This window comes from Sphingomonas sp., assembly GCF_035944535.1.
Classification (GTDB): domain Bacteria; phylum Pseudomonadota; class Alphaproteobacteria; order Sphingomonadales; family Sphingomonadaceae; genus Sphingomonas_B.
In genome coordinates, this window is sequence record NZ_DASZBC010000014.1 from 78,124 (window position 1) to 88,997 (window position 10,874).

11 protein-coding genes and 1 tRNA gene are annotated in these 10,874 nt (G+C 63.9%); 2 read left to right on the top strand and 10 right to left on the bottom strand.

All coding sequences use genetic code 11. From position 1 onward, the window contains the following. Nucleotides 1-25: 25 nt before the first annotated feature. From VGT77_RS13310 to VGT77_RS13320, 3 genes are all read right to left on the bottom strand, one after another. Nucleotides 26-1,957 carry a DNA polymerase Y family protein gene (locus VGT77_RS13310; RefSeq protein WP_327463358.1) on the bottom strand — a complete coding sequence of 644 codons (1,932 nt, stop codon included), beginning with the start codon at nt 1,955-1,957 and terminating at the stop codon, nt 26-28. Next, a complete protein-coding gene (locus VGT77_RS13315) occupies nt 1,875-2,612 on the bottom strand; it encodes a protein ImuA (RefSeq protein WP_327463360.1) in 738 nt (245 codons plus the stop codon). The genes VGT77_RS13310 and VGT77_RS13315 overlap by 83 nt, the downstream gene beginning before the upstream one ends. A gap of 120 nt (nt 2,613-2,732) precedes the next feature. Next, complete coding sequence (locus tag VGT77_RS13320; protein ID WP_327463362.1) at nt 2,733-4,475, bottom strand: class I poly(R)-hydroxyalkanoic acid synthase; 1,743 nt, start codon at nt 4,473-4,475, stop codon at nt 2,733-2,735. Nucleotides 4,476-4,628: 153 nt separating this feature from the next. Between VGT77_RS13320 and VGT77_RS13325 the strand changes: the two genes are divergently transcribed. Continuing rightward, on the top strand, nt 4,629-4,793 hold the full coding sequence (locus VGT77_RS13325) for a DNA gyrase inhibitor YacG (protein ID WP_327463364.1): 165 nt from the start codon (nt 4,629-4,631) through the stop codon (nt 4,791-4,793). Nucleotides 4,794-4,833: 40 nt separating this feature from the next. Further along, a tRNA-Phe gene (locus VGT77_RS13330) sits at nt 4,834-4,909 on the top strand. Nucleotides 4,910-5,045: 136 nt separating this feature from the next. Here the strand turns inward: VGT77_RS13330 and VGT77_RS13335 are convergent. The 7 genes from VGT77_RS13335 to VGT77_RS13365 all read right to left on the bottom strand — a co-directional run bounded on the left by VGT77_RS13335 (nt 5,046) and on the right by VGT77_RS13365 (nt 10,643). Beyond that, the gene (locus VGT77_RS13335) at nt 5,046-5,624 is read right to left on the bottom strand and encodes a hypothetical protein (protein WP_327463366.1); all 579 of its coding nucleotides are present in this window, start codon (nt 5,622-5,624) and stop codon (nt 5,046-5,048) included. A gap of 10 nt (nt 5,625-5,634) precedes the next feature. Continuing rightward, nucleotides 5,635-6,771, bottom strand: coding sequence for a zinc-dependent alcohol dehydrogenase (locus VGT77_RS13340; RefSeq protein ID WP_327463995.1), 1,137 nt, complete (start codon nt 6,769-6,771; stop codon nt 5,635-5,637). Between the two features lie 84 nt (nt 6,772-6,855). Beyond that, complete coding sequence (locus tag VGT77_RS13345) at nt 6,856-7,656, bottom strand: SDR family NAD(P)-dependent oxidoreductase (protein WP_327463368.1); 801 nt, start codon at nt 7,654-7,656, stop codon at nt 6,856-6,858. After that, the gene (locus VGT77_RS13350) at nt 7,643-8,035 is read right to left on the bottom strand and encodes an acyl-CoA thioesterase (protein WP_327463370.1); all 393 of its coding nucleotides are present in this window, start codon (nt 8,033-8,035) and stop codon (nt 7,643-7,645) included. Before VGT77_RS13350 ends, VGT77_RS13345 begins: the two co-directional genes overlap by 14 nt. Nucleotides 8,036-8,154: 119 nt before the next feature. After that, nucleotides 8,155-9,276, bottom strand: a complete 1,122-nt coding sequence (locus VGT77_RS13355; protein ID WP_327463372.1) for an SLC13 family permease — start codon at nt 9,274-9,276, stop codon at nt 8,155-8,157. After that, the gene (locus tag VGT77_RS13360) at nt 9,273-9,482 is read right to left on the bottom strand and encodes a hypothetical protein (protein WP_327463374.1); all 210 of its coding nucleotides are present in this window, start codon (nt 9,480-9,482) and stop codon (nt 9,273-9,275) included. Before VGT77_RS13360 ends, VGT77_RS13355 begins: the two co-directional genes overlap by 4 nt. Before the next feature lie 315 nt (nt 9,483-9,797). Continuing rightward, on the bottom strand, nt 9,798-10,643 hold the full coding sequence (locus tag VGT77_RS13365) for a dimethylarginine dimethylaminohydrolase family protein (protein WP_327463376.1): 846 nt from the start codon (nt 10,641-10,643) through the stop codon (nt 9,798-9,800). Nucleotides 10,644-10,874: the final 231 nt, after the last annotated feature.

The following is a 10,874-nucleotide window of genomic DNA, read 5'->3' on the forward strand; positions in this document are numbered from 1 at the left end:
CTGAAATATTGTTGCAGCCTCTGGGCTAGCCGCAGCCGCCCTGTATCCACCAGCTGCGGTCGCCTGTGCGCGGATCAAGGCCATCGCCTTTGCGGAACAGCCAAAAGCGGGCGCCGCCTTCATCCTCCACGAGGAAATAGTCGCGAATCGCATCGCGTTCGCCAGACCGCTTCCACCATTCGCCATGGATGCGTTCCGGCCCGTCGCCCCTGACCAGCCGGTAGGTCGTGCCTCGCCAGCTGAAGCGCTTGGGCGGCGCATCAGGCAGTTCGGCGAGAACATTCGCGATCGGCTCCGGCCGGGGCAGCAGCCGCGGCGGGCGCGGCCAAGCGTCCGGCCATGGCTCCGGTGTGTCGAGCGGCGCCAGCTTGCGGACGCTGCGCTCCGGCACATCGCTTTCAACCGCACTGAGGCGGTAAAGATGCTGCGGCCCGATCCGGCTGGCGATCAGGTCGACCAACTGGGACAGGTCGGGCGTGGCCTCAGGGGCCGCGAGGTCGCTGGCGAACGGGGTGGCGCCGAGCTCCTCGGTGCCGACCGCGACCAGCCGCATCGCATCGATGCCGAAGCCCGGATCGATGCTCTCGATGTGCCGACCGAGCAGCCGCAGCCAATGGGCCTTGTCGCGGGTCGCGCGCGCGGCCCCGGCCTCGATCCGCTGCACCTGCCGGTCGACCCGGTCACACATCAGCAGCAGCGCGCGGGCGCCAAGCCCCGCCTCCCGCAAATTCTCGATCAGCTGGTCGAGCAGCGCTGCAATGGCGTTAGCGATAGACTCGGCGCCACCGATCGGCTCGGCGAAGCGCAAGGCCGCTTGCGGCGCATCGCGCGGCACGACCGGGTCGAACGGCTCGGCGGCACGGCCGAGCGCTCGGTCGAGCTTCAGCAAGGTCTCCTGACCGAAGCGGCGGGCGAGCGGCGCGCGCGGCATGGCGACAAGGTCGCTAATCCGCTCCAGCCCAAGCCGGCGCATCGAGTCGATCACGGATTGCTCCAGGCGAAGCGCAGACAGTGGTAGCGGCTCCAGCGCCGCCAGCTCACCGCCTTGAGGACAGATCAGCAGCCGCTCCGGCCCATGCCGCGCCAGCGCATGGGCGGCAGCGCCATTGCCGGCGACGGCGATCCGCGCGCCGAGCCCCAGCTTCGAACAATAGCGGAGCAGATCGACGCACAGCTGCCGCTCGCCGCCATGCAGATGCGCAGCGCCGGTCAGATCGAGCCAGAGCCCGTCGCTGCCAGCCAGGCTGACCAGAGGCGTCACGCGACGGGCCGCAAAAGTCGCGATGCGGCGGAGGAGCGCCAGGTCGGCATCCGGATTCGCCTCCCGCACCTCCAGCCCCGGCACCATCGCGCGCGCCTGGGTCAGCGGCATGCCGGGGCTCAGCCCCAGCGCCAGCGCATTGCGGCACACCGCCGCAAGCGTAACCCGCGAGCCCGAGCGGTGGACGGTGACAACTAAACCCTCTCCCCTTGAGGGAGAGGGCGACTCGCGGGCGTTCGGCCCGCGAGCGGGGTGAGGGGGAAACGCCGAAGTTCGAGTTTCCCCCTCACCCTCCCACTCGCTGCGCGAGCGGGCCCCTCCCTCTCCCTCAACGGGAGAGGGGTTTATCTTCTTGAACGGCATATCGGCCGCTTCGCTGCGCCGGCCCAGCTCCCGCATCGCCGGGCGCTGGTGGAGCGGCAGCTGCGCGATCTCCGCTTCCATGCGGACGCGCCGCTCCTTCGAATTCTCCGACCAGCGCGCGCCTGGCCGCCAATGCCCGCCACGTGGGCAGGAGCATTCGTCGCCCAGATAAATCCCCTCTCCCCCTGAGGGAGAGGGCGACTCGCCGGAGGCAAGCGGGGTGAGGGGAAGTTTATAAGAAGGAGAAAGGCTACGCCGCCCGTCTCCACTCTCCACCTGCCTGATCCGGTCGGTGGGGAGAAAGGGCAGGTAGAGCGAGGCGACCCTGCGCATCGCAAGCCTCCATGATCAGCGAAAATCCGGGCCCGCCGCGCTGGCGGGCGAGTTCGACGGTCCAGCAGGGAGGCCCCACGCCGGCAGTCGGCAGCGGCACCGAGGGCGCCGGCCCGATCCGCCAGCGCGTGATCGCGGTCGAGGGCTCTGCCAGCGGATCGGCCTTGCGCCAGCGCCGGAGCATCAGCGCCATGGTCCCGCCCTCCTCCGCCGCCAGCTGCAGCCGCCGCGTTTCGGTGAGGCCCGCGCGCCCAACTTCGCCGACCACGGCCGCCAGCGCGCCATGCCGTAGCCCTTCTTCCATCACCGCCAGCACATCCGCGTCGCGCCCGGCTTCGGCGACCAGCAGCCGCTCAGGGGGAAGGCCGGCCAGCGCCAGCCCGGGTGCGAACAGGTCGCGGCGGGAGACAATCCACAGCACCATGCCCTTCTCGCCCGCGCGCCGCCCGGCAATGCCGGCAAGGAACAGCGTCGCCGCCGCATCGTCGCTATAGCCGCACGACGCGGCCGCCGCTTCGTGCAGCCCGGCATCGGCCAGACCGCCGCCAGCCAGCCGCCCGTCCAGCGCATCCACGCCGAACGGCAGCACCGCCGCAGGGTCCTTGCCCGAAGCCACGATCGCGCGCACCTCTGCACGCAATCGTTCAAGGCGCATCTCTTGGCGCATAGGTGCGACTCGACTCATGTGTTCTTCTTTTGTTCCCTGATCCGGGAACCGAGTCAATCAAGCTTGCTGCCGCTCCGCTTTGCCACCGATATGCAGGTGCGCAGCAAGCTACCGGGCGCGGACATAGCTCCCCGGCGCGTCCTCGAGTGCCGGCAGGCTGCCCGCGCCCGGCACGCGTGCGCCCTCGGCCTTGACCTTGGCGGGTGCGCGCTCGGCGATCCAGCGGATCCAGTCCGGCCACCAGCTGCCCTTGGTCTCAGTCGCGCCGGCGACGAATTCCTCCAGGCTCTTCGCGCCGGAGTCGTTGGTCCAATATTGGTATTTGCCGGCGGAAGGCGGGTTGACCACGCCCGCGATATGGCCGGAGCCGGCGAGGACGAAACGCACCGGGCCGGTGAAATGGTCGGTGATCTTCCAGACGCTCTCGGCGGGCGCGATATGATCCTCGCGGCCGGCCTGCACGTAAGTGGGCGTCTTCACTTCGCGCAGGTCGAGCGGCTGGCCCAGCACGGTGATCGCCTTGGGCACGACCAGCTTATTGTCGCGATACAGATCGGTCAGATAGGCGCGGTGCCATTTGGCCGGCAGGTTGGTCGTGTCGCCATTCCAGTGCAGCAGGTCGAATTGCGGATAGTCGTTGCCGAGCAGGTAGTTGTTGACGACATAATTCCAGATCAGGTCGCGGCCGCGCAGCAGGTTGAAGGTCGCGGCCATGTAGCGGCCATCGAAATAACCGTCAGGAGCCATTCCCTCGAGCATCTTCAGCTGCTCGTCGTCGACGAAGTTCTTGAGGTCGCCGGCGCGGGCGAAATCGACCTGGGCGGTGAAGAAAGTGGCGGACGCGACCTTCTCGCTTTCGCCGCGCCCAGCGAGCACCGCCAGCGTCGCGGCGAGCGTGGTGCCGGCGACGCAATAGCCGATCGTGTGAACCGCGGGTACGCCGAGCAGGTCCCGGATCGTCTCGATCGCGTCGATCTGGGCCGCGACATAATCGTCCCAGATCACGTCCTTCATGCTCGCGTCCGCCGACTTCCAGCTGACCATGAACACGGTCAGGCCTTGCTCCACCGCCCAGCGGATGAAGCTTTTCTCCGGCGTCAGATCAAGGATGTAGAAGCGGTTGATCCAAGGCGGGAAGATGACGATCGGCGTTTCGAATACCTCGTCCGTGGCCGGGCTATACTGGATCAGTTCGTAGAGCGGCGTGCGCTTGACGACCTTGCCGGGCGTGGTGGCCAAATTCTTGCCAAGCTCGAACGCGCCTTCCTTCACATGGGTGAGCTGGCCCTGGCGCATGTCGCGCAGCATATGCTCAAGGCCGCGCAGCAGATTCTCGCCGCCGGTTTCCAGCGTCTTCTTCATCACTTCGGGATTCGTGAAGACGAAGTTGGACGGGCTCATCGCATCGGCCACGGCGCGGGCGGCAAAGCGCATCTTCTCGCGCTGCACTTCATCCACGCCCTCGACCAGGTCGACAGACCGCATCAGATGCTCGGCCACCAGCTGATAGCTTTGCCGGATCATGTCGAACATCGGGTGCTGCTGCCATTCGGGCGCGGCGAAGCGCTTGTCCTTCGGCTTCTCGACGGGCGCCGTGTCGGTGCCTGGCGTGAGAAAGCGCTGCCACAGCTTCAGTCCGTCCGACCAGAAGTCCGTTGTTGCCTTGGTGAGACTTGTCGCCTCGGCGAAGTTCGGGAAGGCGCTGGGCGGCGGCGACTCGGTCGCCTTCATCGCCATCTCGACGCCATGCTCCATCATCAGCTGCTGGGCGCGGCCGATCACCCATGTCCAGCGCTGCATCTCGTCGAGCGTGGGCAGGTGCGTGCCGGGATTGTCGGTCTGGCTGGCCATCGATTCTCTCCTGTAGGCCCACTTAGCACCGTCATTGCGAGGAGCGCAGCGACGAAGCAATCCAAGAAGGCTGAGCGCTTCGCTGGATTGCTTCGCTCCGCTCGCAATGACGGGGGAGTTGCGCCACGCTTTCACGACGCCCATCTCCGAGGCATGGCATCAACCATCTGCCCTCTTTGCGCCAAGCCCTCCGCGGCGGAGCACCAGCCCTTTTGCAGCCGCGGGTGCAAGGACCGCGACTTGCTGAACTGGCTGGGCGACGCCTACCGCGTGCCCGGCCCGCCAGCGGAAGACAAGCCACTGGACAGCGAGCTTTAGCCGCAGCTATAGGCCGCGCCTTCGCTTGTCCAAGCGGCATGCCCAGGTAGCTCAGTTGGTAGAGCATGCGACTGAAAATCGCAGTGTCGGCGGTTCGATCCCGTCCCTGGGCACCATCCTCGACTGCACCTGCAGTATACCAGATCGGTGCAGCCGCCCGCCATATCCTTCTGTGCGAGGCTGCGTCTCTGGGAAGCTAACATTCCGGGCTCGTGAGAAATGCGCCGTCGGAGGGAGCTTTGAACCTTCGTTTCAGCTATCGGCCGAGCTCCGCTCCAACCCCTGCAACAACAGATGATCAGGCTGCTGTTTATGGTGGTCATCCCTCCGAGAACGGATCAGCGCCGCCGCGCCGACTGCAGCTCCGATTACAACCGCCGACTTGATGAAGAACCCACGCTTGTTGTGTCTCCACTCCGCACGGGCGCCCATCTCGGCTGGAACATTCGGGATCTTGCCGCGGCCGAGATCCTCAACGACACCTTCGACCACGTTGATCCGATCGGCGCCCATCAGCAGCAGCCAATGCAACCAGTTGGACTCGCTCCACCGAAAAGCAGCGCGGCGGATGACGCCGCTTACAGCGTGCGGTGGGGTCGAAGTCCCGAACACTGCAGGCGTGCGGATATGCTCTATCGACTGAAGAATCTCGACGTCGCTCTGCTGTTGCGGCGGACGCTCCCAGTCCTTGGTGAGACCCTGGTCTTGCGAGCGGTCGCGAAACGGATAGGTCGGATCGTTCTCGGCGTCGGCATCAACGCCCCAACCGACCACGCCCGCTGGATCAATGGGCGCACCAGACGCGGCGATGCGAGTGCGTTCGTCGAGCATGGTCTGTTCCTCAACCGTTGGGCAGCAGCACGGGCTTGATGCAGTTGTCGAGCTTACCGGAGAAGATGTGGTAGGCGTCGGAGATATCCTCGAGCGGCACCCTATGAGTTATGATGCCCTTCGGGTTGATCCGACCTTCCTTCACATGCTCGATCAGCTTGGGCACATGCCGCTTCACTGCCGCCTGATTGGCACGGATCGTCAGGCCCTTGTTCACGATATTGCCGAGCGGGACCATGTTGCCGGTTGGTCCGTAAACGCCAACGATCGACACGATGCCGCCCTTCTTGACCGAGTTGATAGCCCAGTGCGCCGGGATTGCGTTTCCTGCTTCCCATTTCAGCTTGGTGCCGAACACTGTCTGCAGGAAGTTGCCCTTCGCATCGCCGCCCACGGCATCAATCGCCACGTCGACGCCTAGCCCATCGGTGGTTTTCTTCATGAAAACGACGACGTCGTCGAGCTCCTGGAAGTTGTAGACCTCGGCAGGGCAATAGCTGCGGGCGAACTCCAGCCGATAGTCGATATAGTCGAGCACAATCACCCGACCGGCGCCGAAGAGCCACGCTGATCGCGCAGCTAGGAGTCCCACCGGGCCAGCGCCAAGCACCAGCACGGTATCGCCCTTCTGTATGCCGCCCATTTCAGCCGCCTGATAGCCCGTCGGCACCACGTCAGTCAGAAGAACGGCGTCGTCCGGATCCATCCAGTCCGGGATGATTGTAGGTCCGAAATCGGCATAGGGGACGCGGACATATTGCGCTTGGCCACCATCATAACCTCCGGCTGTATGGGAGTAGCCGTAGATGCCCGCCGCCGCGGTCGCCATCGGGTTGGACTCGTGGCAGTTCCCATAGAGCCCCTGCTTGCAGAAGTGGCACTGGCCGCAGGCGATGTTGAAGGGCACGAGCACATGATCACCGACCTTCAGGTTGGTGACCTCGGAACCGAGCTCCTCGACTATGCCGCAAAACTCATGGCCGAAGGTCATTCCGACCCGCGTATCGGGCACCATACCATGGTAGAGGTGAAGGTCTGATCCGCAGATGCAAGAGCGGGTGACGCGAACAATCGCGTCACGAGGATGCTCGATCTTCGGCATCGGCTTTTCTTCGACGCGAACCCGGTAGGGTCCTCTGTAGTTCATTGCGAGCACGCGCCAATCTCCTGCAGGCGAGCGACTAACCTTATGGAACGTCAGAGGTTCCTCGCTGACGACTACCCGCCACAACTATCCTACGAGCGTGGACTGTGCTCCATCGATCCAGATTGGCGTTCCCGAAATAAAGCGGCCTCGCTCTGATACGAGGAAGAGTGCCAGTTCGGCGACCTCAGCAGCGTCGCCACCTTCTCCATCCGTTAGCGGTATCTTGCCATCAGGATATTCTACCTCCTCTGCTGCTTCTTCGATGTTCCGCTTCTCAGTCTTGGCCTGGATGGCCGTGTCGATCTTGCCGGGGCAGATCACGTTTACACGGATACGGTGCTTGGCCAGCTCGACCGCGAGCATCTGACCCATGGTGAGCTGGGCAGCCTTCGTTGAGGAGTAGGCAGTCGCGCCTGCATTTGAGAAGACGCGGGTTCCGTTGATGGAGGACGTGATCAGGATAGCTCCGGACCCTCTGCGCTTTAGATGAGGGACAGCGTGGTGGATGGTAAGGTAAGTGCCTCGCAGGTTTACTGCGATGGTCTTGTCCCACTCATCAGGCTGGATCTCGTCGATCGGTGCCCACACGCCGTTGATGCCGGCGTTGGCAAAGACGATGTCGAGCCCTCCCTGAGCGCTTACCAGCATTTCGACGGCCGCCTTGAGGGCTCTGTCATTGGACACGTCTGCGACGAGCCGAACCGCAACGCCTCCGCTCCTCTCGATCTCGGAAGCGGTTTGCTCAACCTCGTCTTCCATCTGGCTGAGCACGCCAATTACAGCACCTTCGGCCGCAAAGCGAAGCGCGGCGGCCTTTCCGATCCCCGAGCCGGCGCCTGTTACCAGAGCCACCTTGCCAGCGAGCTCCACCTCAGGCCTCATCATCAAGTCGCCGGGGTTTGCCTTCCTCCGTCATGGCCACGTAGGTGAAGATGCCTTCGGTCACCTTTTCGGCTTCCTTGCCGCCGCGAACACGGGTCCAGGTCTCGACCTTCACTTTGATCGAGGTCGCTCCTTCGTCCTCCCAGGAGCAGAAGCAGCTGACCTCGTCTCCAACCGCGATCGGCCGCAGAAACTTCATAGCGTCAATGGCAATCGTCGCGACGCGACCGCCTGCTCGCTCAACCGCAAAGGTGGCGCCCGCCAGGTCCATTTGCGAAAGGGTCCAGCCGCCAAAGATGTCCCCACTTGGGTTTGCATCGCGAGGCATCGCTATGGTGCGGAGGTGCGCCCCTCCAGGCGGGGTCGGAAGCTGATCCATCATGCCGCAACGACTTGGAAGGCGTTGGTTTCCCGCAAAAAGAGCGAATAGGCATCGGAGCCACGCCATTTTCCCAAGACAAGCGGGATGGAGCCTCTGTCCTTACCCGCTGAGCGGAACGGTCATCGAAGCGGCCACGCAGCAAGGATCGACGGCACAGCCGTGAGCACAACCAAGATCGAGAGCGGCGCCCCGAGACGGGCATAGTCGGAGAACAGATAGCCGCCTGGCCCCATGACGAGCGTATTGCATTGGTGCCCAATAGGCGTGAGGAAGTCACAACCCGCAACGACCGCAACGGCCATGAGGAATGCCTCGGGTCTCAGGTTCAGGTCCTGAGCAAGCGCTACTCCGATTGGCGCCATCACGAGGACAGTCGCCGCGTTGTTGAGAAACGGCGTCACTGCCATCGCAGCGATCATGACCACACCCAGTGCCGCCCAGGTCGGTATTCTTCGACAGACGTCCGAAAGGGCGTTCGCGATGAGGCCGGTGCCACCCGTTGACTGGAGGGCTTCGCTGACCGGGATGAGTGCGCCCAGCATGATCAGAATGGGCCACGCGATGTGCTGGTAGGCTTCTCTGGGCGAGATCGCGCCTGTGGTTATCACCAACACTGCGGCTGCGAAGAATGCGACGGCAACCGGCACGGCTCCAGCGGCAGTCAGCGCCATTGCTGCACCAAGTATGAGCAGTGGTAAAAAACGCTTGCGATCGCCGCCTAGCTTCACGTCCCGCTCTGCCAGCGGCAGGCATCCAAGGTCGGTTAACCGGTCCGGCAGTGACTCCAGTGCTCCCTGGAGCACGAGCACGTCTCCGGGACATAGATGCAGATCGCGGAGCCGGTCAGTAAGGCGTTGTCCTGCTCGCGAGACTGCAAGAAGATTAACCCCGTAGCGCTCGTGCAGCCGGACACGGCCGGCGGACTGGCCCACGAGCACAGACTCCCGCATGATCACTGCTTCGATCACGCCGACATCGGAAGAGCCTTCGCTTTTAGCCGCGTTGCGGTCCTGCCCCACGAGCTCGAGACCGCCCTTGGCGATGGCACGCTCCAGCGCCTCGGGGTCTCCGCGCAGAACGAGGCGATCACCGGCCCTAAACTCTGCGTCCGCAGCAGGATCAGCGACGGAAGCGCCCGCACTCAGAAGCTGAACCACTTCGATATCGTCCTCGGCACCCTCAAGCAGAGCTGCCACGGTGACCGGCATCTCGGCATTGGCTGGGACTTTAGCCTCGGTCACATAGCGCTGATTACGAGCGCGCTTCCCACGATAACGACTATGTCGTCGCTGAAGCCCCTAAAAGCTTTGTCTGGCGGCACCGTGCCGGCGGCGATCGATGCCAGCAGAGCAAGACCGGCAACTACGTCGTAGCGCCACTTTCCCCAGATAAAGAGGATCATCATGGCTCCGACGATGGCGAATGCGAGTATCTGGTGCGTGGTCATAGAACAGCATCAACGCCGCGGGCTCCATCGGGACCACCGGAACATACACTCGGCCTGACGTCCGTTTCGCCCATGGATGCTTTCACCGCCCTCGCCAGGCGCGTGCACGAGATGTCGGCAGGCTCAACCGGCTCCCTGCCGCAGGTCGGCATTGCTGACCCTCGTGCTGACCTACGCCGCGTCCAACTTCGCACGGCGGACTGCTGAGAAGCTCTTGTGTCGCACGCCTACGCGGCGCACTGGCGGCTCAGGTTAGGCAACTCTTTTGTGAGAAATCACCGAATTCCAGAGGGCTGCGTTACTCATCCGGTCTGGTCAGCATCCGCTCCGCCGCAGGGGCATGGTCAGGCAGTGAACTCCACCTCCGCACTGCGTGAACTGGTCCAGTGTGATGGTGTGCACCTCGAAGCCAAGGTCAGCCAAGGCTTGGTCCACTCGCGGCGCTGACCCAGTCGAGATGATCCGCCTGCGGCCGAGGGAAAGCACGTTGCAGCCAAGGCTGGAAATTTCCTCCGCCCGAACTGGCACGATGTCGATGCCGAGTTCGTCCAGTCGATCGAGGAACGTAGGATCAAGTTTTTCTATGCACCCCAGCGCGAGGTCTCGATCCAGCATGCAGAAATGCGTGTCGAGATGGAGTAGGTCTGGCTCCACCCGCGTGTAGATGACAGACCAGCCCTCCCGTTCGAAGAAGCTGCCGAGCGCTTGAGCGCCGAGGGTGGTCGTTCGGTTGCCTGAGACGCCGATAGCGACATGCCCTGGGCGAATAAGTGAGACGTCGCCACCCTCTACGCAGCCGACTTCCACCTTGCCCAGATTTGGCACGCCAGCCGCTTTGGCCGCACTCAGCACAACGTCGACCTCACCCTTGCGGTGTTCGGCTCCAGGCCGCAGCCCGATCAGCCCCCAAGGTGTCATCAGACTGCTGTCCCTGGTGAAAGCTAGATCGGGGAGGTGCGAGAGTGGCTGCACGGAGACCACACGCACACCGAGGCTAGCTAACTTGTTCGCCAGCGCACGGTGTTGAGACTTTGCGGTCACTCCGCAGGCCGTGCGCCCGGACCGAAGAGCGTTCTCGCTGACGCGATTGCAAGGCACGATGCGCAGGTGCTGCGGCGACGCGAGCAGCACCTCCTTCAGAACACCATATTCGTTGTCCAACCCTGCAGAATTCCACCTCCGGCCAGAGGCGGGTGCTGAGGGTTGCCGGAGGGGTGTGGATTGAAGTGACCGGATGAGCAAGAGCGACCTCGGTAAGCACAACGCGTTGAACGGCCGGCATGACCCTCTGGCCAGACTAGTCCGAAACACGTGCGATCCGATCGTTGTTCCCGTCTTCCAGCATTGACGCCGGGCCGAGCGGCGCTTGAGCAGGCCCGGCTTGTAAGTGCG

Bases quoted from the DNA above. Each gene is read 5' to 3' on its own strand.
- VGT77_RS13345 (WP_327463368.1), bottom strand. From the start codon at position 7,656: ATGATGAGGCCTGAGGTGGAGCTCGCTGGCAAGGTGGCTCTGGTAACA.
- VGT77_RS13340 (WP_327463995.1), bottom strand. From the start codon at position 6,771: ATGAACTACAGAGGACCCTACCGGGTTCGCGTCGAAGAAAAGCCGATG.
- VGT77_RS13350 (WP_327463370.1), bottom strand. From the start codon at position 8,035: ATGATGGATCAGCTTCCGACCCCGCCTGGAGGGGCGCACCTCCGCACC.
- VGT77_RS13325 (WP_327463364.1), top strand. From the start codon at position 4,629: ATGGCATCAACCATCTGCCCTCTTTGCGCCAAGCCCTCCGCGGCGGAG.
- VGT77_RS13335 (WP_327463366.1), bottom strand. From the start codon at position 5,624: ATGCTCGACGAACGCACTCGCATCGCCGCGTCTGGTGCGCCCATTGAT.
- VGT77_RS13320 (WP_327463362.1), bottom strand. From the start codon at position 4,475: ATGGCCAGCCAGACCGACAATCCCGGCACGCACCTGCCCACGCTCGAC.
- VGT77_RS13310 (WP_327463358.1), bottom strand. From the start codon at position 1,957: ATGCGCAGGGTCGCCTCGCTCTACCTGCCCTTTCTCCCCACCGACCGG.
- VGT77_RS13315 (WP_327463360.1), bottom strand. From the start codon at position 2,612: ATGCGCCTTGAACGATTGCGTGCAGAGGTGCGCGCGATCGTGGCTTCG.
- VGT77_RS13360 (WP_327463374.1), bottom strand. From the start codon at position 9,482: ATGACCACGCACCAGATACTCGCATTCGCCATCGTCGGAGCCATGATG.